Origin of the sequence: Saccharomonospora xinjiangensis XJ-54, assembly GCF_000258175.1 — a bacterium.
Lineage (GTDB): Bacteria > Actinomycetota > Actinomycetes > Mycobacteriales > Pseudonocardiaceae > Saccharomonospora > Saccharomonospora xinjiangensis.
In genome coordinates, this window is the sequence record NZ_JH636049.1 from 896,143 (window position 1) to 919,037 (window position 22,895).

19 protein-coding genes are annotated in these 22,895 nt (G+C 68.2%); 6 read left to right on the forward strand and 13 right to left on the reverse strand.

The window, feature by feature from the left end:
• The first annotated feature begins 25 nt into the window (after positions 1-25).
• Positions 26-1,477 carry an MFS transporter gene (locus SACXIDRAFT_RS03485; RefSeq protein WP_006237091.1) on the forward strand — a complete coding sequence of 484 codons (1,452 nt, stop codon included), beginning with the start codon at positions 26-28 and terminating at the stop codon, positions 1,475-1,477.
• Positions 1,467-2,402 carry a dihydrodipicolinate synthase family protein gene (locus SACXIDRAFT_RS03490; protein WP_006237092.1) on the forward strand — a complete coding sequence of 312 codons (936 nt, stop codon included), beginning with the start codon at positions 1,467-1,469 and terminating at the stop codon, positions 2,400-2,402. The genes SACXIDRAFT_RS03485 and SACXIDRAFT_RS03490 overlap by 11 nt, the downstream gene beginning before the upstream one ends.
• Before the next feature lie 84 nt (positions 2,403-2,486).
• Here the strand turns inward: SACXIDRAFT_RS03490 and ndk are convergent, their stop codons facing one another.
• From ndk to folC, 3 genes are all read right to left on the reverse strand, one after another.
• A complete protein-coding gene (ndk, locus tag SACXIDRAFT_RS03495; protein ID WP_006237093.1) occupies positions 2,487-2,897 on the reverse strand; it encodes a nucleoside-diphosphate kinase in 411 nt (136 codons plus the stop codon).
• A 312-nt stretch (positions 2,898-3,209) separates the two neighbouring features.
• Entirely contained in the window at positions 3,210-3,647 is a 438-nt protein-coding gene (locus tag SACXIDRAFT_RS03500; protein ID WP_006237094.1) for a DUF4233 domain-containing protein, read from the reverse strand.
• The gene (gene folC, locus SACXIDRAFT_RS03505) at positions 3,644-5,122 is read right to left on the reverse strand and encodes a bifunctional tetrahydrofolate synthase/dihydrofolate synthase (protein ID WP_006237095.1); all 1,479 of its coding nucleotides are present in this window, start codon (positions 5,120-5,122) and stop codon (positions 3,644-3,646) included. Before folC ends, SACXIDRAFT_RS03500 begins: the two co-directional genes overlap by 4 nt.
• A 64-nt stretch (positions 5,123-5,186) precedes the next feature.
• Here folC and SACXIDRAFT_RS03510 point away from each other — a divergent pair, with 64 nt between their 5' ends.
• Positions 5,187-5,804: a class I SAM-dependent methyltransferase gene (locus SACXIDRAFT_RS03510; protein WP_006237096.1), complete on the forward strand. Its 618-nt coding sequence runs from the start codon at positions 5,187-5,189 to the stop codon at positions 5,802-5,804.
• On the opposite strand, the gene SACXIDRAFT_RS03515 is transcribed toward SACXIDRAFT_RS03510, so the two are convergent.
• Complete coding sequence (locus tag SACXIDRAFT_RS03515; protein ID WP_006237097.1) at positions 5,779-5,970, reverse strand: ferredoxin; 192 nt, start codon at positions 5,968-5,970, stop codon at positions 5,779-5,781. The genes SACXIDRAFT_RS03510 and SACXIDRAFT_RS03515 overlap by 26 nt on opposite strands.
• On the reverse strand, positions 5,967-7,151 hold the full coding sequence (locus tag SACXIDRAFT_RS03520) for a cytochrome P450 (RefSeq protein WP_006237098.1): 1,185 nt from the start codon (positions 7,149-7,151) through the stop codon (positions 5,967-5,969). Before SACXIDRAFT_RS03520 ends, SACXIDRAFT_RS03515 begins: the two co-directional genes overlap by 4 nt.
• Before the next feature lie 88 nt (positions 7,152-7,239).
• Between SACXIDRAFT_RS03520 and SACXIDRAFT_RS03525 the strand changes: the two genes are divergently transcribed.
• Entirely contained in the window at positions 7,240-7,860 is a 621-nt protein-coding gene (locus SACXIDRAFT_RS03525) for a TetR/AcrR family transcriptional regulator (protein ID WP_232285244.1), read from the forward strand.
• Between the two features lie 91 nt (positions 7,861-7,951).
• On the opposite strand, the gene SACXIDRAFT_RS03530 is transcribed toward SACXIDRAFT_RS03525, so the two are convergent.
• The 6 genes from SACXIDRAFT_RS03530 to SACXIDRAFT_RS03555 all read right to left on the reverse strand — a co-directional run bounded on the left by SACXIDRAFT_RS03530 (position 7,952) and on the right by SACXIDRAFT_RS03555 (position 17,247).
• Entirely contained in the window at positions 7,952-11,551 is a 3,600-nt protein-coding gene (locus SACXIDRAFT_RS03530; protein ID WP_006237100.1) for a ThuA domain-containing protein, read from the reverse strand.
• A 66-nt stretch (positions 11,552-11,617) separates the two neighbouring features.
• Positions 11,618-12,478 carry a sugar phosphate isomerase/epimerase family protein gene (locus SACXIDRAFT_RS03535; RefSeq protein WP_006237101.1) on the reverse strand — a complete coding sequence of 287 codons (861 nt, stop codon included), beginning with the start codon at positions 12,476-12,478 and terminating at the stop codon, positions 11,618-11,620.
• 12 nt (positions 12,479-12,490) lie between these two features.
• Positions 12,491-13,669: a substrate-binding domain-containing protein gene (locus SACXIDRAFT_RS03540; protein WP_006237102.1), complete on the reverse strand. Its 1,179-nt coding sequence runs from the start codon at positions 13,667-13,669 to the stop codon at positions 12,491-12,493.
• The gene (locus SACXIDRAFT_RS03545; RefSeq protein ID WP_006237103.1) at positions 13,666-14,664 is read right to left on the reverse strand and encodes an ABC transporter permease; all 999 of its coding nucleotides are present in this window, start codon (positions 14,662-14,664) and stop codon (positions 13,666-13,668) included. Before SACXIDRAFT_RS03545 ends, SACXIDRAFT_RS03540 begins: the two co-directional genes overlap by 4 nt.
• Positions 14,661-15,656: an ABC transporter permease gene (locus SACXIDRAFT_RS03550; protein WP_006237104.1), complete on the reverse strand. Its 996-nt coding sequence runs from the start codon at positions 15,654-15,656 to the stop codon at positions 14,661-14,663. The genes SACXIDRAFT_RS03545 and SACXIDRAFT_RS03550 overlap by 4 nt, the downstream gene beginning before the upstream one ends.
• Before the next feature lie 67 nt (positions 15,657-15,723).
• Complete coding sequence (locus SACXIDRAFT_RS03555) at positions 15,724-17,247, reverse strand: sugar ABC transporter ATP-binding protein (RefSeq protein WP_006237105.1); 1,524 nt, start codon at positions 17,245-17,247, stop codon at positions 15,724-15,726.
• 161 nt (positions 17,248-17,408) lie between these two features.
• Between SACXIDRAFT_RS03555 and SACXIDRAFT_RS03560 the strand changes: the two genes are divergently transcribed.
• Positions 17,409-18,347, forward strand: a complete 939-nt coding sequence (locus SACXIDRAFT_RS03560) for an SGNH/GDSL hydrolase family protein (RefSeq protein ID WP_006237106.1) — start codon at positions 17,409-17,411, stop codon at positions 18,345-18,347.
• Between the two features lie 24 nt (positions 18,348-18,371).
• On the opposite strand, the gene SACXIDRAFT_RS03565 is transcribed toward SACXIDRAFT_RS03560, so the two are convergent.
• On the reverse strand, positions 18,372-21,050 hold the full coding sequence (locus tag SACXIDRAFT_RS03565) for a valine--tRNA ligase (protein ID WP_006237107.1): 2,679 nt from the start codon (positions 21,048-21,050) through the stop codon (positions 18,372-18,374).
• 45 nt (positions 21,051-21,095) lie between these two features.
• A complete protein-coding gene (locus SACXIDRAFT_RS03570) occupies positions 21,096-21,755 on the reverse strand; it encodes a GOLPH3/VPS74 family protein (RefSeq protein WP_006237108.1) in 660 nt (219 codons plus the stop codon).
• Between the two features lie 270 nt (positions 21,756-22,025).
• Between SACXIDRAFT_RS03570 and fdhD the strand changes: the two genes are divergently transcribed.
• Positions 22,026-22,844 (forward strand): formate dehydrogenase accessory sulfurtransferase FdhD, encoded by an 819-nt coding sequence (gene fdhD, locus SACXIDRAFT_RS03575; protein WP_006237109.1) that lies wholly within the window; start codon positions 22,026-22,028, stop codon positions 22,842-22,844.
• Positions 22,845-22,895: the final 51 nt, after the last annotated feature.

The window sequence follows — 22,895 nt, forward strand, 5'->3', positions numbered from 1 at the left end:
CCGGTCTTCCACGGAGGTCCAGGTCATGGCAACGACGCCGACGCCGCCCGATGTCCCCAACTCGTTCCGTCAGCTCAGTCGCTCCCAGCGCAAAGCGTTCTTCGCCGCCTGGCTCGGCTACCTGCTCGACGGCTTCGACTTCATCCTCATCACCCTCGTCCTCACCGAGATCGCCGCCGACTTCGACCTCTCCCTGACCCAGGCGGCCACCCTCGTCTCCGCGGCGTTCGTGTCGCGCTGGCTCGGCGGGCTCGCGCTCGGCGCGATCGGCGACCGGTTCGGCCGCAAACCCGCGATGATCCTGGCGATCCTCGCTTTCTCGATCGGCAGCGCCCTGTGCGGTTTCGCCTGGGACTACTGGTCGCTGTTCCTCTTCCGCGCGATCGTCGGCATCGGCATGGCCGGTGAGTACGGGGCCAGCGCCACCTACGTCATGGAGTCCTGGCCGACGTCGATGCGCAATCGCGCCACGGGCTTCTTGCTGTCGGCCTACCCGATCGGGACGGTGCTCGCCGCCCTCGCGTACGAGGTCATCGTGCCTGCCGGGGGCTGGCGGTGGCTCTTCTACGCGGGCATCGTGCCGATCGCCCTCACCCTCTACCTGCGTCGTTCCCTGCCCGAGGCCGCCGAGTGGGAGGCCGAGGTCGGCGGACGCGCCGAGGCGACAACGTCGTCCGTGCTGTTCGCGCCCCACCGCCGCATCCCCAACATCGCTCTCGCGGTCGTGCTCTCCGGAGCACTTGTGTTGATCTTCAGTCGGACCGGAGGTGGCGCCATCCCCTACCTGATCGTGCTCGCGGTGCTGTGTCTCGTGGCGTTCGCCGTGCAGCTCGCCGGACGTCTGTGGCCGGTGATGATCGCGATCATGCTCACGGTCTTCTGCGCGTTCCTGTACTCGTGGCCGATCCAATCGCTGCTGCCCACCTATCTGAAGACCGAACTCGGCTACGACGCGGGGCAGGTCTCCAACGCGCTGACGTGGGCAGGCCTCGGCTACGCGGCTGGGTCGTGCCTCGCCGGGATGGTCGGCGACCGGCTCGGCACCCGACGCGCCTACGTACTCGGCCTCTTCGTGTCACTGGCTTTCGTGTTCCCCGTGTTCGCCCTGCCTGCGGGCAACGTGGTGCTGCTGTGGGTGTTGCTGTTCGCCATGCAGGCCACCAGCCAGGGAATCTCGGGGCTGCTGCCCAAGTTCATCGGCGACCACTTCCCCACCCGGCTGCGTGCGGCCGGTCTCGGTTTCTCCTACAACGTCGGCGCGCTCGGCGGTGCCGTGGCACCGCTCGCGGGCGCCGCGATCGCCGAGGAATTCGGCAGTCTCGGCTCCGCGCTGACCACACTCGCCGTGTCACTGACCGTCGTGGTGGCCCTCATCATCGGCCTCGACGTTCCCGCGCGGATCGGCCGCGCGCTGCGGGTGCCCTCCGACGCACCCGCACTGTCCACACCGGAAAGGAAGGCAAGCAGTGGCTCCTGACCCCTCCCGGCGTCCGCACGGCGTCGTCCCCCCGCTCGTCACCCCGCTCGACGAACACGGGGACGTGGACCGCGCCTCTCTCGAACGGCTGGTGTCCTTTCAGCTCGACGCCGGTGTGGACGGGCTGTTCGTCGGCGGGTCGAGCGGCGAGATCGCGCTGCTCGACACCGCGCAGCGCCGGGCGGCGATCGAGGTGGTGGCCGGTACGGCGGCGAAGGCCGTGCCGGTGCTCGCCGGTGCGATCGACACGGGAACGCGCAGGGTCGTCGAACACGCGCGGCAGGCCGCCGAACTCGGCGCCGACGCCGTGGTGGTCACCGCCCCGTTCTACGTAAGGCCAGGCACCGCCGAGATCGTCGATCACTTCCGGCACGTCCACACGGCCGTGGACGTGCCGGTCGTGGCCTACGACATCCCCAGCGCCGTCCACGTCCCGCTGACCCCGGACATCGTGGCGCAACTGGCCGCCGAGGAACTGGTTGTGGCGCTGAAGGACTCCAGCGGCGACCTCGCCGCCTTCAGGGAGATTCTGCGGAGCACCGACCTGCCCGCTCTCACCGGTTCGGAGCTGTTCGCCGACACGGCTGTGCAGGTGGGCGCCTCGGGCATCGTGCCGGGGCTCGGCAATGTGGACCCGCACGGCTACGTGCGCCTCCACAGGGCTGCCCGCAACGGCGATCACCGCGCGGCGGCCGAGGAACAGGAGCGGCTCGCCAGGCTGTTCCGCATCATCTCCGTGGCCGACCGCTCCCGCATCGGCTTCACGGCCGGTGCGCTCGGTGCGTTCAAAGCCGCACTCGCGGTGCGCGGCGTCATCGCCAACCCCGCGACGAATCTGCCCCTGCGGCGACTCGACGACGAGGAGAAGCAGGAGATCGCGGCACTCCTCGATGAGGCAGGGCTCGGCAGGGTGGAAGCAGGCTGAGCACCGAGCAGGTGACCGGGCGGCTGTCGCCCGGTCACCTGCCGACGGTGTCCTCCCGTGCGTTCGCGGCCTCGGCAGCCGTCGTCACAGGTTGGGGAACCACAGCTTCAGCTCACGCTCGGCCGACTCCGGCGAGTCGGAACCGTGCACGAGGTTGTACTGCGTCTCCAGGGCGAAGTCGCCGCGGATCGTGCCCGGCGTGGCCTTCTCGACCGGGTCGGTGCCGCCAGCCAGCTGGCGGAATGCGGCGATGGCACGCGGGCCTTCCACCGCGATGGCCACGAGAGGCCCCGACGTGATGAAGTCGAGCAGGTCGCCGTAGAACGGCTTGTCCTTGTGCTCGGCGTAGTGCTCCTCGGCCACCGAACGCTGCGCGACGCGCAGGTCCATGGCGGCGAGGCGCAGTCCCTTGCGCTCGATCCGGGCGACGACCTCGCCGACGAGACCACGCTCGACGCCGTCGGGCTTGACCAGGACCAGCGTGCGCTCACTCACGGTGCGTTACTCCTTCGGTGATGACGTGCGAGAAGAGGGCCGAACTCGGACCCCCGGTGTGCGCAGCCTAACGGGACCGCGGTCGCGCACCGTGTTCCGGGCGCCGCACCCGATCGGTTCGTCTCGGCACGGGAACGTTCTCACTGACTCGTTCACGCCAAACCTCGTGGGCGGTGTTGACACTCGCTTCCACTCGATTCGACGACCGAGTGACTCCGTTGCCTCAGTGGCCCACGACCTCAGCCGGGGTGCGTACACAAACTGCGAACACGCGTGCAGGAACTGCGGACACGGTGTGCCAGGGGTGTCAGGTCAGCGGTCGGCTTGCCCGCTCGGTTGCTGGCTGGCCAGACGACCCTCGGCCATGCGGCGGGCGACATCGCGGCGCAGCCACATCAGCCAGCCCCACACCGCCAGGAACAGCACGCCGATGACCGTCACCCACGGCAGCGTCACGACGAAGGCCACCAGGACGACGTTGAGGGCGAGGATGACCCAGATCGACCAGGAGAACCTCAGCAGCGCGCTGCACGCGAGCAATGCCACGGCGATACCGCCCACCGTCCAGCCCTGGACGCTCTCCAGCCCGTCGCCGAGCTGAGCGACCACCGGCAACGCGAGCCCGACGACGATGGCCTCCAGCACCAGCGTCCCGGCCTGCACCCCGCGAAAACCCTTCATCGGGTCCTTCGCGGGTGGCGCAGGTGTGCCCGAGGCCGCCTGCTCGCCCCGCGAGGCTGACTCACTCATGCTGGCTCCTTGCCGAACAACGTGCGGGCCTCTCCCGCCGTGACCACCGATCCCGTGACGAGAACGCCGCCGCCCGACACCGGCTCCTCGGGGTCCTCCGGCTGCTCGACGAGGGCCACCGCGGTCTCGATGGCGGCGTCGAGACGGGGTTCCACGGTGACGCGTTCCTCACCGAAGACACCGACGGCGAGCGTGGCGAGTTCGTCCACCGGCATGGCTCTCGGCGACGAGTTGCGGGTGACGACGAGGTCGGACACCACGGGTTCGAGGGCTTCGAGGATTCCGGCCGCGTCCTTGTCCGCCATCACACCGACCACGGCGGCGAGCCTGCGGAATGCGAACTCCTCGTCGAGCGTGCTGGCGAGTGCGGCGGCGCCGTGTGGGTTGTGTGCCGCGTCGAGCAGTACGGTCGGCGCCGCCTTGACCCGTTCCAGCCTGCCGGGGGTTGCCACGGAGGCGAATGCCTCACGCACCGCGTCCACCACGAGTTTGCGGTCCTTGCCCGCGCCGAAGAACGCCTCGACGGCGGCGAGTGCCAGTGCCGCGTTGGCTGCCTGGTGCAGACCGTGCAGGGGAAGGAACACCTCGTCGTACACGCCGCCGAGCCCCTGGAGGTTGAGCAGTTGCCCTCCGACGGCGACGTCGCGGCTCAACACGCCAAACTCGCTGCCTGCCCTGGCGACGGCGGCGTCCACCTCGACCGCCCTTTCGAGCAGGACCCGCTCGGCGTCGGGCTGCTGCTCGGCCAGCACGGCGACGCCGCCGGGCTTGATGATCCCGGCCTTCTCCCCCGCGATCGACCGGAGGTCGTCCCCGAGATAGTCGGTGTGGTCGAAGCCGATGGGCGTGATCACGGAGATCTGGGCTTCGGCGATGTTGGTGGCGTCCCAGCGGCCACCCATCCCCGCCTCCAGCACCGCGACCTCGACGGGAGCGTCGGCGAACGCGGCGAAGGCCATGCCGGTGAGCACCTCGAACTTGCTCATCCTCGGCTCGTTCTCACCCGCCGCGTCGTCCACCATCGACACGAACGGTTCGATGTCGCGGTAGGTGCCGACGTACTTCTCAGCCGAGACGGGCGCGCCGTCGATACTGATCCGCTCGGTGACCAGTTGCAGGTGGGGACTGGTGTACCGGCCGACTCGAAGCCCGAGGTGGCTGAGCAGCGCCTCGATCATCCGCGCCGTCGAGCTTTTGCCGTTGGTGCCGGCCACGTGGATCACCGGGTACGCGCGGTGAGGATCACCGAGGAGGTTCGCCAGCGTGGAGATCCGCGTCAGTGACGGCGCGATCTTCGTCTCGGGCCAGCGGCGGTTGAGTTCGGCCTCCACAGCCAGCAGTTCCCTGCGTGCCTCGGAATCGATCGCGGCCTCATCGACCGGCTCGGCATCGATCTCGTCGTCCGGCAACGGACCGGCGATGAAGTTCTCCCCCTGCGACAGTTCCGGAGGAAACTCCTGGTCGTCGGACGGCACGCACTCTCCCTCACAACTCGCGGTGACACCACCGAGTCTACGTCGCCGCCGATACGCTGACCGCGTGCCCTTCGACCACAACGACGCCTACCATCCGTTGCTGCTCCGGCTCGCCCCCGCAGGCGCGCGGCGAGCGCTGGATGTCGGGTGTGGCGCGGGGAAACTCGCCCGCAGGCTCGCCGCGCGGGGCTTGGAGGTGGACGCGCTGGACCCCGCAGGCGAGATGCTGGCTGTGGCCTCAGCGATCGGTTCGCCCGGGCCCGGAACGATCACCTACCGGCAGGCTGACGCCGCGACTCATCCCCTGCCTTCGCAGCACTACGACCTCATCACCTGTGTCGCGTCGTTGCACCACATGCCGTTCGACACCGTGACGCGGCTGCGTGACGCACTCGCGCCGGGTGGCGTCCTCGTGGTGCTGGGCCTGGCCGATCCCTCGACCGCACGCGACTGGGCGGTGTCGATCGGCTCGATCCCGCTCAACCTGCTGGCGAAGGCGATCGTGTCGCTGGCCGAACGCCTCGGCGGTGGTCCCGACGGAGTTCCCACGGCCCCGGTCAGCAGCTGGGACATGTCTCTGGACGACGTCCGCCGTGAGGCCGCCAGGCTGCTGCCGGGAAGCAGGGTGCGCGTGGTTCCGTTCTGGCGCTACCTCCTCACGTACCGCCGGGTGCGAGCCTGAGCGCGCCGGAGGGGCATTCATCGACCGCGACGGCGACAGCCTCGGCGTGCTCTGCCGGAATGCCCCGCACGAGCACGACCCCGTCGTCGTCCTGATCGAACACGCCAGGGGCGGTCAGAACACACAGTCCGGACGCGACGCACACGTCCCTGCGCACCTCGATCACGACCACTCCACGGGCAGTGCGTGCACACCGTAGATCGCCATGTCGTGGCGCAGCGGCACCTCCTCGGGTGGAACGGCCAAGCGCAGCTTCGGGAACCTCCCGAACAACGCCGGGTACGCCGCTGCCATCTCGATGCGGGCGAGCTGCTGCCCGAGGCACTGGTGCACGCCGTATCCGAAAGCCAGGTGGCCGCGCGCGTTCCGGGCGAGGTCGAGCGTGTGGGGCTCGGCGAACCGGTCGGCATCGCGGTTGGCCGCGGGAATCGAGAGGATCACCGTGTCGCCGTATTTGATCCGCTGCCCGCCCAGTTCGAGGTCTTCGAGGGCGGCGCGGCCGGTGCCGAACTGGATGATCGAGAGGTATCGCAGCAGTTCCTCCACCGCCGAGGCCACGGGCACGGCCCCTGAACGCAAGGCCTCGGCCTGCTCCGGATGGCTCAGCAGGGCAAAGGTGCCGAGCGCCAGCATGTTGGCCGTGGTCTCGTGTCCCGCGACATGCAGCAGCAGCGCGATGCCCAGGAGTTCCTCCTCGTCGAACTCCTCCTCCTCCGAGACGAGACCGCTCAGGAGGTCGTCGCCGGGGCTCCGGCGTTTCCGCGTGATGAGCTCGCTCAGGTATCCGAGCAGGGTCGTCATCGCCTCTGCCGCGTCCGCGTCTGAGGCGTCGAGGCGGAGCAACGTCGAGGCGGCACTTTCGAACAACCCCCTGTCCTCAGTCGGCACACCGAGCAGCTCACAGATCACCAGAGACGGCACGGGCAACGCGAAGGTGCTCACGAGGTCGGCGCCCTGGCCCTTGCTCTCGAGGACGTCGAGGCGTTCGGCCACGATCTGCTCGATCCGAGGGCGCAGCGCGTTCATCCTCCGCACGGTGAACTGTCCCGTGAGCGCCCTGCGATAGCGGGTGTGGTCCGGTGGGTCCATGGCGATGAAGAAGCCACGCAGCGCGCTCTGGCCCGTTTCGAACCCCTCGATCTTGGGCCGCTCCACGGGAACCCTGCGCAGCTCCATCTTGGTGGAGAAGCGCGGGTCGGCAAGCACCTGTCTCGCGAGGCCGTGGTCGGTGACGAGCCAGCCGACGTGCCCGTCGGGGAAGGCCAGCGGGCGCAGGGGCTCGCCGTCGAGCAGCGACGACGGCGGGTCGAACGGATTCGTTCGGGCTATCGGCAGTGGCAAGGCCATATAAGCTCCTTTCGCTGAAGCTAAAGTTACACTGACTTGATTTTTACAGTCAATGAAGTTTTAGGGGGCCAGTTCTACAGTGATGTCCATGACCGAGGTCGGGTTGCGCGAGCGCAAGAAGGAACGGACACGCCACGCCCTCCAGCGGGAGGCTCTGCGCCTGTTCACGGAGAAGGGCTACGCGGAGACGACCGTCGCCGAAATCGCCGCCGCGGCCGACGTCTCCACGAAGACCCTGTTCAACTACTTCAGAGGCAAGGAGGACATCCTCTTCGCACACCGGAGGCAGCGCATCGACGTCGTCGAGGCGAAGCTCGCCGAGCACACGGCGACACTGTCACCGAGGGACGCGTTGCTCGCCACCGCGAACGACCTGCTGCACCTGCTGCTCGAAGGAGACAGCGGCGGCACCGGCGCCGAGCAGATCGCGCAGGGGCGGCTCATCCTGTCGGTCCCTGAGCTGCGCGGCGCTGCTCTGAGCCTGCTCCACGAAGCACAACTCAGGCTGGCCACCGTGTTGCACAACGCGTATCCCGGCGTGCTCACTCAGGCGGAGGCCGCCGCAGCCGTCGGCGCCCTGATCGGGGCGATGCAAAGCGCGGGACTGTCGGCGATCCTCCCTTCCGGGTCCACATCGGACGCCTACGCCGCCGCGCGCGAGGCCGTGCGCGTCGTCACGCGAGGGCTGGACGGGCTGCCGCACGCATGACGAAGCCGGTACCGGACGGCATCACTCGCCGTCCGGCACCGGCCTTTGCGGGGACGGCCCGGCATCCGCCCCCACGGCTGTCACCGATCCGTCACGCGCGCCACTGCTCGATCAGTGCCCTCGCATCACGGACCAGCACGGTCTTCACTTCCTCGTCCCGAACCTGCTTCTCGACCTCGGCGACGAACTTCTCCAGCGTCGTCGCGGCCGCGGCGACATCGGTCCGCCGCAGTTTCTCCACCGCGACGAGCCTTCCGTCCAGGTTCTTCTCGACAGCCCTGCTGACGCGTTCGTCCTCCGCGAAGCGCTTCACCAGTGCCCGCAGGTCCTCGACGGAGGTCGTCACCGTGAAGGTGACCTTCCGCTCCGCCGTGTTGCCCGCCTTGTCGGTGGCTGTCACCACCAGCTCGTGGGCACCCAGGTCAAGGGTGTACAGCGGCAGCCGCACACCGTTGTCCACGATCTCTCCGTCGAGCGTCGCCTCCACGGAAGCCACACCCGAGCCGGAATCCGTCGCCTCGAAGCCCAGCGTGAGATCACCGGAGTCGCCGTAGGACGCGCCGTCCTCCACACCGGACACCGTGACGGTCGGGGCTTCGCCGTCGGCCTGCGCGACGCCGTCGCCGATGAACGTAAGCGAGTCGAGGTCGAAGGGGCTGGTTCCGCCGCGGAACACGACGAACAGCTCGGTCGTCCCACCGGGGTCGGTCACGGCGACAGGGGGCAGCTCCACGTACTTGTCCCAGCCGCCCGTCGCGGGCACGTCCACCTCGGCGACGAGCGGACCGTCCACCGCGCCCGCACGCAGCTCCACCGCTCCACCACGGCCGTCCGGAGCCGACACGCGCAGCGACACCTCGTCGATGCCGGTGAAGTTCACCGGGGTGAACGCGATCCAGTCACCGTCGCTGATGTCACCGATCCGCTTGCCGTTCTCCGCACCCGCGTGGTTCACCACGCGGATGCCCTGCGACGACGTGAAGTACTCCGCCTGCTTGTGCTTGGGCTGGAGCACCACGGTGTCCCTGCCGGTCAGCGCGGGCACACCGTCGCCACCGTGGTCGGTGTAGCTGGCATCGACGGAGTAGAAGATGTTCGCACCGGCGTGCCCGTCGTCCACGATCGTCTCGATCACACCCTCGCAGGCGTTGACCGGGTCCATCGGGTGCGCATGCGCGTCGTGGCCGAGTGCGGGCTGGACGACGACCTCAGCACAGTCGATCTCGCCGTCCTCCGCGTCGGTGACATCGACGTCGAAGGGCACCCTGTCACCGAATTCGAAGAAACCGCCGTCAGCGGGTGCCTTCACCGACACCGAGGGCGCGGTGTTGCCCACCGTCACGGTCACGTTGCCCACACCCGTCTTCCCCGTCGCGTCCGTCACCGTGAGCTGGACGTTGTACTGCCCGTTCTCGGTGTACGTGTGCGTCGGGTTGGCCTCGGTGGACGTGCCGCCGTCACCGAAGTCCCACGAGTACGTGATCTCCGTCTGCTCGGGGTCGTGTGTGCCCTCGCTGCTGAACGACACCGCAAGCGGGTTCGTGCCCGACGTCGGGTCGGCACTCACCTCGACCACCGGCCGCCGGTTGCCCTGGTTGTACTCGATGCGGTACAGGCCGGAGTCCGGGTTGTCGCGTCCGTAGCCGCCGCCCCACTCCAGCAGGTACAGCGCACCGTCGGGACCGAACCGCATGTCCATCGGGGCGAGTGTGCGCTGACTCGTCAGCCACGGGTCGAGGTTCAGGACCTCACCCTGCTCATCGAGTGTGATCGTGTAGATCTTGTTGCGCGCCCACTCGTAGAAGAACGGCTTGCCGTCGTAGTACTCGGGGAACTTGATCTCCGAATCCAGGGCGGGGTCGTACCGGTACACCGGTCCGCCCATCGGCGCGGCGCCGCCCGTGCCGAGGATCGGGAACTCCTCGGACGCGCCGTAGCCGTACCACACGTCGGCTTCCTGCGCGGCGGGCAGCTCGGTGAGCCCCGTGTTGTTCGGCGAGTCGTTCACCGGGTTGGCGCAGTCGAACTTCTCCCCCGACGTTCCGGTGGCGAAGTCGTAGTCGTTGTACGCGATGTTGTTCGCGACGCAGTAGGGCCAGCCGTAGAAGCCCGGCTCCTTCACGATGTTCCACTCGACCTTGCCGTCAGGGCCTCTGTTCGGGTCCGCTGTACCGGAGTCGGGTCCGTAGTCGGCGAGATAGATGGTGCCATCAATGTCCACAGTGAACCGGAACGGGTTGCGGAAACCCATCGCGTAGATCTCCGGCAGTGTCTTCTCCGTTCCCGGGGCGAACATGTTGCCCTCCGGCACGGTGTATCCGCCGTCGGCCTGCGGGGTGATGCGGAGAATCTTGCCGCGGAGGTCGTTGGTGTTCGCCGCGGTCTTCTGCGCGTCGAAGAGATCACGCCCCTCCCGCTCGTCGATGGGGGTGAAGCCACTCGACTCGAACGGGTTCGTGTCATCGCCGACGCCGATGTAGAGGTTGCCGTCCGGCCCGAAAGTCAGGTAACCGCCCGTGTGGCCGGGCTCGGCGCGACGCGACGCCGGAATGTCCAGGATCTTCGCCTCTGTGCCCTGCGAGATCGTGTTGCCCTCCACCGTGAACCGGGACACCCGGTTGATCTCCTCCTCGCCAGGAGGCGAGTAGTACAGGTAGACCCAGCCGTTCTCGGAGAAGTCCGGATCGAGCACCAGCCCGACGAGACCGTCCTCACCGCCGGAGTAGACCGGCAACTCCATCGCGGTGGAGGTGCTTTCGGCGGCCGGGTCGTACACCATCACGCGGCCGAGGATCTCGGTGTAGAACACGCGGCCGTCCGGCGCGATGTCCATCGCGGTCGGAGCCTGCGTGTTGGTGTCCAGCGCGACCTTCTCGAACGCGCTATCCACCGTGGCCGAGCAGTCGGCGTCCACGGTACGGGCGGCCGTGCGCACGCCACCGAGGATGTGCTGGATGAACAGTTCCTCGCTGTACGCCGCCGTGTCGTGGCCCATCGCCGTCGCCCAGACCCGGGCCAGCCCCACGTCGCGGCACCAGGAGATCGGGTGGTCCGCACCCATCGCGTCGGGACCGGGATCGTACGTTGACTCGTCGGCCGACACGAGCACGTGCACGTCACCGCGCATGCTCTTGTCGAAGTTGTACCACTCCTCGGCGCGTTCCCAGCGCGCCGGAAGCCCTTCCGTCGAGGGTTGCCGGTGGTCGGTGACCTTCGCCGTGCCGTCGAGCACGCCCGGCGAGTGGGACGGCATGTGCGCACCCGCGTTGACGAGGTCGTCCCAGTAGGGGAAGTCGTTCTCGATCCCCATGTCCGTGGCGTTGTGGATGGCGGCGATACCGCCACCGTCCTCGACGTAGCTCTGCATCGCCTCGCGTTGCGCGTCGTTCTCCCACACCATGCCCGAGGTCTGGAACATGATGACGACGTCGTACTCGGCGAGGTCGGTCTCGTTGAAGACGGTGGAGTCTTCTGTGTGGTCGAACGTGAAGTTGTGCTCCGCGGCCAGGTTCTCGAACATCGCGATCCCCGCCGGGATCGACGCATGCCGATAGCCTTCCGTCTTGGTGAACAACAGCGCGTGGAACTCGGCTTCCTGGGCCTGGGCGCCTGCCGGGAGCAACCCGGCGGCGAGCACCCCGCCGAGCGCGCCGGCGCCGATGCGCGACAACAGTGTCTTGCGTCTACTCATGGAATCCTCACGGTGAGAAGAGGGAGATGAGCGAGCACGGCGTGCCGGCGCCGTCCACGGTGGGAATCACGATCCGAGCGGCTGCGACATCACCTCCTTGAGGAAGGCAAGCCCGTCCACAGCCAGTGCGTCCTGGCTCGTCGCGAGCGGGCGCCAGATCGAGGCGGCGGTCGCGATGCTGTCGTTGTGGGACGTGAAGGACTCGATGCAGAGCGAGCCGAGGTAGTTGGCGTCGGCGATCGCGGCGAGCAGGTGCGGCCAGTCGAAGTGGTCGCGGCCCGGTGTGCCCCGGTCGTTGGCGCACACCTGCACGTGGGCGATGCGCCCGTGAGCCGAGCGGATGGCCGACGCGATGTCACGTTCCTCGATGTTCTGGTGGTAGAGATCCAGCGCGATGCCGCACCCCGGCAGCCCGTCCATCGCCCGCAACGTCTGGTCCACGGTGTTGAACAGGCTGGTCTCGTAGCGGTTGAGCGGCTCGACGGCGAGGACAACCCCGGCGTCGGCCGCGTGCTCCACCACAGGGCCGATGTTGTCGCGCCACTCACGGACGCACTCGGCTCGCTCGCGTTCGGTCATCCGCCAGGTCCGGCCCACGGAGGTGTACGCGGGCCCCGCCAGCGCGGGCGCCCCGAGCGAGGCCGCGATGTCGAGGCACCGGCGCAGGTAGTCCTGAGTGGCGGCGACCGTGGCGGCGTCAGCTCGGACCAGCTCGCGCCCCTCGGACATGACGAGGACCAGTGACGCTCCCAAGCCGTGGTCGGCGAGCAGCTCCGCCGCCTCGGCGGGGTCCCAGTCCCCGAGGTTCTCCACGGGGAGCTCGGCGACGTCGAACCCCGCCGACGCGATGGCTGGCACCAGCTCACGAAGGCCCTTGCCGTCCAGCGGGGACGTCCAGACCCAGGTGTTCACCCCGATGGGATGCACTCGTGGCTCCCCTCACTTCCAGCGCTGCGGGAAGCCGGGCATCTCCTGGCAGCCGCACAGCGCGTAGTGCAACGGCGGCATACCGGCCGAGAGGTAGTCGTCGAGGTTGTCCGAGGTCACCACCGGCTGCGGCAGGATCCACTCGCTCGGCACCTCCTCGCCCTTCAGGATCTTGAGCGCGGCGATGACGGGCGTGCGCCACTGGTAGGTCGGGTACGTGGGCGCCAGCGCGGTGAGGTTCTCGCTCTTCCACTTCTCAAGGAACTGCTGCTGGTCCTCACCAGAGATGGCGGGAGCCTCCATGCCCTGGTCCTCGAACGCCTCCAGCACCGCGACCGCCGCCGTGCCGTCGTCCATCCAGATGCCGTCGATCTGTCCCTCGCGCTGGAGGTAGTCACTGACGATGTTCTTCGCACCCGCGGTGTCGTTCTCGGTGAACTCCACGCCCACGACGTCAACCCCACGGTCGGCGAAGATCCGCTCGGCCGCTGCCCACCGATGTTCCAGCACATCGACACCCGGCAGCACCCGAAGGGCCAGTACCTTGCCACCCTCACCCACCTCGTCGGCGAGGAAGTCCGCGGCCGACGCACCGAACGCGTAACCTCCGATGGGATGGATGAACGTCACGGGACAGTCGGTGTTGACACCGCGGTCGAACACGATCACCGGCATCCCGTTGTCACACGCCCGCTCCACGGCAGGCGTCAGCGTCGAGGTCGTGTTCGGTGAGACGATGAGCGCGTCACAGCCCTGCGAGGTCAGCGACGCGATGTCGCTGATCTGCTTGTCGTCCTTCGCCTCCGCGTCGAGCACGGTGAACTTCTCGATCTCGTCGTGCAGGTCCACTTCGGCCTGCATGGTCTTCCATCCGACCTGCCGCCACGGGTTGTCCACCGACGCGTTCGAGAAGCACAGGTGGTAGGGGCCGTCGTTCGCGTACTCGGAGGTGTCAACCAGCTCCGGTTCGAGCGCCTGCTCCCACGGCTTGTCCGCGGGCCCCTCGGCTGTGGCGTCCCGCAGCGCGAGCTGCCGCTCGTACTCGGCCTTGTCGAAGAACTCGTTGTTCGACTGCGACGACTCGGCCTGCGCGGTGTCCCCCGCTCCGGTCTCGGCGGGAAGTTCGCTGGTGCAGCTCGCCATCGCGAGTGCACCGACCGCCGCGACGGCGGTCAGCCATGTCTTTCTCATGCCGTTCTCCTTGTCCGGAACTTCGACCGCCCCAGTGCCGCGTAGGCCACGGCGGCGATGATGATGACGCCCTGCACAGCCGACTCCAGTCCTCCCGAGACGCCGAGGAGGTTGAGCAACGAGAACAGGGCTTCCAACGTGAGCGCGCCCGCCATCGCGGCGACGACGGAACCGCGTCCGCCACCGAGCACGACACCACCGAGCACGACAGCGGTGATGACCTGGAACTCCAGCCCCTCACCGACCTGCGCCGACACACCGGCGAAACCGCCGAGCAGGATCGCGGCGACGGCCGCCGAGAGCCCCGAGAGCACGAAGGCCAGCAGGCGCATCCCCTCGACGCTGCCACCACCGAGGCGGACCGCCGTTTCGTTGTCCCCGACAGCGACCAGGGTGCGGCCCCTCCCGCTGCGCATGAACATCACAGCCGCGACCACGAGCGCCGCGAGCAGCAGCACAGACCACGGCACCTGACCGAGCAGTGGCACGTCGAAGCCTTCGCGACCCACCGTGCGAAACGCCTCGGTGAGCGAGCCGCGCGGCGCGCCACCCGTCCACAGGAACACCGCACCGTCGAGTACCAGCAGCATCCCCAGCGTGACGATGAACGACGGCACCAAGAGCCGGGTGGTGACGAGCCCGTTGACCAGTCCCACCACCGCGCCGATCGCCAGCAGCAGCGGGATCACCCACAGCGTCGCCGACTCGTCGCCGTCCAGCAGCCTCGCGGCGATCACCACCTCTGCGGTCACCAGCGATCCCACCGAAAGATCGAACCCACCGCTGACGATGACGAAGTACTGGCCAATCGCGAGGATCATCAACGGGGCTGCCCGCTTCAGCAACGCCAGGTATCCCGACGGCTCGCTGTAGGCAGGACCGGCGAAGGCGAGCGCCACCAGCAGCAACGCGAGGACGGCCAGTACGGGTCCTGTGCCGTCGGAGAACGTCGGGCGCGGCAGCCTGCGAGTCGCCTGCGTGTCTGGCTGCGTCATCGGGTGGCCCTCCTGCGACGGGCGTACAGGGCGACGGCCACGATCAGCACCACTCCACGGACGACGTCCTTGAAGAACGAGTTCATGCCGAGGTCGTCGAAGATCGTGTCGAGCGTGGCGAGGATGAGAACGCCGCCGATCGTGCCCGCGACCCCGCCCCGGCCTCCGGCGAGGATCGTGCCGCCGAGCACGACGGCCGCGATGGACTCCAGGTCGTAGCCGCCGTCGATCCCCACCCACGGCGAGCCGGAGCCGAGCCTGCTCGCCAGGAACAGGCCCGCCAGCCCCGCCGCTACCGCGCACAGCACGTGCACGGTGATCACGGTGCGGTCGTGACGGATACCGGAGAACCGCGCGACCTCCTCGTCGCCGCCCACGGCGTACACGTGATAGCCGGGGCGGGTCCTCGCGAGGAACCACCAGGCGAGGACGGCCAGCCCGAACATCAGCAAAGCCGAAACCGGGACAGGTCCGATGCGGTCGTAGCCGAGATGCTGGAACACCCTCGGCACCTCACCAGCGGGGCCTTCGTAGTTGTGTTCCAGATAACCCCGGATCACCAGGCCCGTGCCGAGTGTGGCGATGAAGGCATTGACCTTCAGCTTCGTCACCACGAGCCCGTTGACCAGACCCACGCCTGCCGCACACGCGATCGTGAGCAACACGGCGGGCAGGATCATCGACTCCTTGCCCGCCATCGTCTCCGCCGCGATCAGCGAACACAGCCCGGCGAGATAGGCCACCGACAGGTCGAGCTTGCCGGTCAGGATGACCATCGTCTGTCCGATCGCGACAAGGCCGAGCGCGGTGCTGCGGGTCAGGATGTTCAGAATGCCACCCTGATCGAGCAGCACCCCTCCTCTCACACCGACGAGCACGCTGCCCACGATCAGCACCAGCACCAGGGCCGCGTAGACGGCGACGACGGGGTTCTTGAGCTGCCGAGTCCATTCAGGACGTTTCACTACGGGAGCCGGGACAACCTCGCTCACACGGCCTCCTGCGTCCTGCGGGACACCCGCACCCGATCGGCCTCAGTAAGCGGCACAAAATCCTCGCTCACACGGCCTCCTGTGTCGTCTCCACGGCGTGGCCCGTCGCCAGCCTCATCACCGCCTCCTCCGTCGGAGGTGAGGGCAGTCCGCCCGCGATCCGCCCGTCATGCATCACGAGCACCCGGTCACTCATGCCGATCAACTCGGGCAGCTCCGACGAGATCATCAGAATCGCCACGCCGTCACGAGCCAGTCCGCGCAGCAGCTCGTACACCGCCTGCTTCGCGCCGACGTCGATGCCTCGGGTCGGTTCGTCCACGACGAGCACCCTCGGCTCGACAGCCAGCCATTTCGCGAGCACGACCTTCTGCTGGTTCCCCCCGGAGAGGAACCGCACCTCCTGGTCCGGAGAGCGCGCGACCACGGTCACCGACTCCAGCAGGTCCGCAAGCGACACCGGTTTCAACCGTGCACGCCGGGAGAACGCGGCCCTGCGCACGAGCAACGTGTTGTCCCGCACCGATTGCCGCAGCGCCAGGCCCTCGCCCTTGCGGTCCTCGGTGACGTACGCGATGCCGAGCCGGACAGCCGCACGGGGCGACGTCAGGCGCACCACCTCGCCGTCCAGTTCCACCGTTCCCGCACGGAACGGCTCGACGCCGCACACCGCACGCGCCACCGCAGACCGGCCCGCGCCCTGCAAGCCGGCGAGACCGACGATCTCCCCTGCCCTCACGGTGAGGTCGATGTCCGAGAGCCGCTCGTTGGCGCAACTCACCAGCCGCAGGCGTGTGCCACCCAGTTCGGACTCGGTCGCCCTCGGCGGGAACAGGGTGTCGAGCGAGCGGCCCACCATGTGCCGCACGAGGTCGTCACTCGTCAGCTCACGCGCAGGCTGGGAGGTCACGAGCGCGCCGTCCTTGAGCACCGTGATCCGGTGGCTGAGGTCGAACACCTCCACGAGGCGGTGGGAGACGTAGAGGACAGCGATACCCCGCTCGCACAGCCGGCGCACGAGCCGGTACAGCAACTCCACCTCGTGGTCGGCCAGAGCCGCTGTGGGCTCGTCCATCGCGAGCACCCTGACATCGGTGGACAGCGCTTTGACGATCTCCACGACCTGACGCTGCGCCACCGAAAGCAGCCGCACGGGGTCGCGAGGCGAGATTCCCGTCGCTCCGAGATCGTCCAGCAGCGCCGCCGTGTCGGCCTCCATGCGCCGCCGGTCAACCACGCCCCTGCGGACAGGCTCCGAGCCGAGGAACACGTTCTCCGCGACGGAACGATCGCCGAGCAGGTTCAGCTCCTGGTGGACGATCGACACACCCGACGCCTGAGCCTGCCGGGGCGAGGAGAACGTGACCTGCCTGCCGTCGAGCTCGACGCTGCCCGCATCAGCGGTGTGGACCCCGGCCAGGATCTTCATCAGCGTGGACTTGCCCGCGCCGTTCTCTCCCACCAGCGCGTGCACCTCACCGGGATGGAGATCGAGATCCACACCGCGGAGCACCGGGTTGCCGAGGAACTCCTTGGTGATGCCCCGCATCCGGACAACCGGCGCGTCCCCGGTGAGGCCAGTCACAGTCATGACTGGGCACAATAGTGTCGATCTTTTGCGTATGTCAAACAAAAGTTGCGACTTACAACACCTAAGCGCGCGTGCAGCGCACTCAACGATGGCTATCACACATCGTCGATCTCACCCGTTCGGAAGATCCACCGTCGCTGGTGAGCAGATAGAACTAGGACATGCGCAGCCGCCGGAGCCTGGTCGCCGTCCTCGTGTCCGTGCTCGCCCCGATACTCACCCTGACCTTTCTGAGCCCCGCGGCCTCGGCCACGTCAGCCCGGCCAACGGGTCAGTCGCACGCTCCGTCGTCCCAGTGGTCGCACGGCTGGACGCACTACGTCGCGCTCGGCGACTCCTACACCTCCGGCCCGCTCATCCCGTTCCAGCGCCTCGATCCCGTCGGCTGCCTGCGCTCCACGGCGAACTACCCTTCGCTCGTCGCCTATCGCCTCGGCCACACTGTGCTCACCGACGCCAGTTGCGCCGGGGCCGACACCGGCGACATGACGTCACCGCAGAAGATCACGTTCGGGTACAACCGCCCGCAGTTCGACGCGCTGCGGCCCGACACCGACCTGGTCACCATCGGCATCGGCGGCAACGACCACAGCGTGTTCGGCAGCGTCATCGGCACGTGCCCCGGGCTCCGCGACTCCGATCCGACAGGAAGCCCATGCAGGGAGCATTTCACCGTCGATGGCGTTGACACGCTGAAGGCCGCCATCACCAAGACACGCGAGGACGTCGAGGCTGTGCTCGACGGCGTCCGGGAACGGTCACCGGAGGCCACGATCCTGCTCATCGGGTACCCGAGGATCGCCCCGCCGAGCGGAACGTGCCCCGGCATCCTGCCGTTCGCCGACGGGGACTACGCCTGGCTGAACGACATCGAAGAGACACTCAACGCCGCGCTCGCCACCGCCGCCGCGAACAACGGCACGACGACGTTCATCGACACCTATCCCGCATCCCTCGGCCACGACGCGTGCGCCGACCACGCGTGGATCCAAGGTCAACACATCAACCCCATCGGCGCGGCGAACTACCACCCGAACCGCTGGGGCATGGAGGGCGTCGCCGAGGTCATCCTCGGACACCTCGGCGAGCGAGGGTGGTGACGAGTTCCGCCACCACCCTCGGCGTCACGAGCCGAGCTGGTCCAACCGGGCCGTGATGCGCTCAATGTCGGCGGCGGCGATATCCCTGCGAGCGCGGATCTTCTCCACCACGTCGGCGGGAGCCTTGTCCAAGAAGGATTGATTGCCGAGTTTGCCCTCGGTCTGCTTCAGCTCCTTGCTCGCCACGGCGAGATCCTTCTCCAGCCGCTTGCGTTCGACCGCGACGTCGATGGCACCCGAGGTGTCCACCTCCACCGTCGCCATGCCGCCGGACAGCGCGACCTCCAGCGACGCCGTCGCCGAGAAGCCGTCACCCGGCGACGTGAGCCTGGCCAGCGCACGCACGGCCTCCTCGTGGCCCGCGATGACCGCGAAACCGTCACCGGACAACCGTGTCGCGACGCGCTGGCCGGGTTTGAGGCCCTGATCCGAGCGGAACCGCCGCACCTCCGTGACGAGCTTCTGCACGTCCACGATGCGCGCGTCGGCGCCGGGGTCGGGCTGCCTGGTCCACTTCTCACCGGCCGGCCATTCGGCCACCACGAGCGACTCCCCGCCCGTGAGCGTGATCCACAGGCGCTCCGTGATGAACGGGATGAACGGATGCAATAGCCGCAGCACGACGTCGAGCACGTGGCCGAGCACCGCACGCGTGCCGTCGGCGTGCTCACCGGAGAGCTGCACCTTCGCCAGTTCCAGGTACCAGTCGCAGAACTCGTCCCACGTGAAGTGGTAGAGCACGTTCGTGGCCTTGGCGAACTGGAATCGCTCAAGCAGATCATCCACTTCGGACACCACGGTGGAGAGCCTGCCGAGAATCCAGCGGTCGGACTCGGTGAGCTCGCTGGCGTCGGGCACCGGCGTCGCGACGGTGGCGCCGTTGGACAGCGCGAACCGCGTGGCGTTCCACAGCTTCGTGCAGAAGTTGCGTGAGCCCGCGGCCCACTCCTCGGCCAGCGCCATGTCGGCGCCAGGGTTGGCTCCGCGCGCGAGCGTGAACCGGGTGGCGTCCGCACCGAAACGGTCCATCCAGTCGAGCGGGTCGATGACGTTGCCGCGCGACTTCGACATCTTCTTGCCCTGGGCGTCCCTGATGAGCCCGTGCAGGTAGATGTGCTCGAACGGAATCGAACGCTCCGGTCCGTTGTCCCGCATGCCGTACAGGCCGAACATCATCATCCTGGCGACCCAGAAGAAGAGGATGTCGTAGCCGGTGGACAGCACGCTGGACGGGTAAAACTTCGTCAGGTCGGCCGTCGGCTCGGGCCAGCCCATCGTGGACATCGGCCACAGGCCCGACGAGAACCACGTGTCGAGCACGTCCGCGTCCTGCGTCCAGCCCTCACCCGTCGGCGGCTGCTCGTCGGGGCCGACGCACACCGTCTCGCCGTTCGGGCCGTACCAGACCGGAATGCGGTGGCCCCACCACAACTGGCGCGAGATGGTCCAGTCGTGCATGTCGTCAACCCAGTCGAAGTAGCGCTTCGCCAGCTCAGGCGGGTGGATCTTCACACGGCCGTCGCGCACGGCGTCGCCTGCCGCCTTGGCCAGCGGCTCGACCTTCACCCACCACTGCAACGACAGGCGCGGTTCCACCACGGTGTCGCAACGCGAGCAATGGCCGACCGCGTGCACGTAGGGGCGCTTCTCCGCCACGATGCGGCCCTGCTCCCGCAGCGCCGCGACGATGGCGGGACGGGCCTCGAAGCGGTCCATGCCCTCGAAAGGACCGTGCGAGGTGATCACGCCGCGCTCATTCATGATCGTCGGCATGGGCAGGTCGTGCCGCTTGCCGATCTCGAAGTCGTTGGGGTCGTGCGCGGGCGTCACCTTGACGGCACCCGTGCCGAACTCCGGGTCCACGTGGGCATCGGCCACGATCGGGATACGCCGCCCCGTCAGCGGCAGTTCGACCTCGGTGCCCACGAGGTGCGCGTAGCGCTCGTCGTCAGGGTGCACCGCCACGGCCGTGTCGCCGAGCATCGTCTCGGCCCGTGTCGTGGCCACGACGATCGAGTCGTCCCCGTCGCCGTAGCGGATGGAGACGAGTTCGCCGTCGTCGTCGGAGTGATCCACCTCGATGTCCGACAGTGCCGTCATGCAGCGCGGGCACCAGTTGATGATGCGCTCGGCGCGGTACACCAGGCCGTCGTCGTAGAGGCGCTTGAACATCGTCTGGACGGCCTTCGACAGGCCCTCGTCCATCGTGAACCGCTCGCGCGACCAGTCAACGCCGTCACCGAGGCGCTTCATCTGGTCGAGGATCCTGCCGCCGTACTCGGCCTTCCACTCCCAGACCCGCTCGACGAACCGCTCGCGTCCGAGGTCGTGGCGGGAAAGGCCCTCCTTGACCAGTTCCCGTTCCACGACGTTCTGCGTCGCGATACCCGCGTGGTCCATGCCGGGGAGCCACAGCACCTCGTAGCCCTGCATGCGCCGCCGCCGCGTCATGGCGTCCATGAGCGTGTGGTTGAGCGCATGCCCCATGTGCAGGCTGCCGGTGACGTTGGGCGGCGGAAGCACGATGGTGAACGGCGGCTTGTCCGACGTCGCGTCGGCGGTGAAGTAGCCAGCCGCTACCCACCGCTGGTAGATGTCGGCCTCTTCGTCGGCCGGATTCCACGCGTTGGGCAGGTCGGGGGTGCTGGCTGCGGTCTCCGTCACGATCAGTAAGTCTACGAACGTCCGCTGGGCGCCGTGCACCGGCTCTCACCTGCCACGACAGGGCGGCGCAGGACGCCACCGTCGTCATTCGCCTCGGGACGCCTCCTTCCTGGCGGCGTCGCAGATCGCCATGACGGCGAGGCGGCGCCGGTCGCCGGTCGGCTCATCGGCCGCTTTGATCGTCTTGAGAGCACGCCGGGCCGTCTTGACGTTCTCGTGGCCCACGATGTATTTAAGCGCGGCCCTGCCGGGCAGGCGGAGTTGCGCGACCGTGCGCACGTCCGGCTGTTCGCCATGGACCAGCACCCGGTGCAGCCGCGCCTTTACCTGTTCCCTGTACCAGGGATTCGCCGCGAGCCAGCGAACGGTGACGAGGACCTTCAGCACCCTGCGCTCGGATCGCCGCAGGATGCCACGTTCGACGAGACCATCGAGCAGGTGGAGCTTCAGGTCCGCGCCCGCCAGCGTGCGGATCACACGGACGATCGGCTGTCCGGCGAGGCCGTTGAACAGCCGCAGCAGCACATCGTCGAGGACACCGTGACCGGTCGGAGTGCCGTCCCTGACGACGATCCTGCCCCTGCGACCGCCATCCGCCTTCGTCGAGACGCCCACCCGCCCCAGCAGAACAAGGTCGATCAGCACCGCGCCTGCCAGTCCCCAGCGCAGCTCGGAGGTCACAAGGACCTCGCTCCCCGCCTCGGGGTCGAAGGCGACCAGCAACATTTCCTCGGCGAGGAGCATGCGCCAACCCTACGGGCGGGCCGTTCACCACGACAGGGCCACGAAGAGCGACACCACAGCCAGCGCCAGGTAACAACGTCGTTCGTCGCGGCGGCACCTCTCGTGGTCGAGCGGTCGGCAACGTCGGGCCTTCGACGCGCTCGCCCCTCGAAACGTGACTCCACAGTGGCGATCTCACGAGCACTTCGCTCATGCGAGCCCGTCGCGCGCCGCGACATCATGGGAAGCGGCGAACCAGTTCGCACCTGAGAAGCGAGGAAGTGATACACCGTGGGGCGAGTGACCGTACGCAGGCCCGTGCGCACGCTGACGCCACAGGGACAGCGGCGACGGCCGGACACCCTCGCGGTCGAGGAACCGTTGGAGATCCGCATCTCGGGCACCCCACTGGCGGTCACCATGCGAACACCCGGCCACGACGTCGAACTGGCTCACGGCTTCCTGCTGTCGGAAGGCGTCATCGGCCACAGAGAGGACGTCGTGCTCGCGCGGTACTGCGACGGCGTTGACGACGAGGGGCGCAACACCTACAACGTCCTCGACCTCACCCTGGCCGACGACGTGCCCATGCCCGGCGTCGGTGTGCGCCGCAACTTCTACACCACCTCCTCGTGCGGGGTGTGTGGAAAGGCCGCGCTGGACGCCGTGCGACTCGCCAGCCGGTTCCCGCCCTCGGACTCCGGATTCACGATCGACGCCGAACTCCTGACCACCCTGCCCGGCGCGCTGAGACGACGGCAGCGCGTGTTCGCCGCCACCGGCGGGCTGCACGGGGCCGGGCTGTTCACCTCGGACGGCACCCTCCTCGCCGTGCGGGAGGACGTCGGAAGGCACAACGCCGTTGACAAGATCCTCGGCTGGGCGCTCCAGCAGAACCGTGTTCCCGCATCCGATCTGGGCCTTCTGCTGTCCGGCCGTGCCTCGTTCGAGTTGGTTCAGAAGGCCGCGATGGCGGGTATCTCCCTCGTCGCTGCCGTCTCCGCTCCGTCCTCACTGGCCGTCGCGCTCGCCGAGGATCACCACATGACACTGGTCGGTTTTTTGCGGGGGCAAAGCATGAATCTGTATACCGGAAACGGAATCGCATGAGGACAGACAAGCCCTGAGGGCTTGTGGAGTCACCTGGGGGTGCGGGTGCTG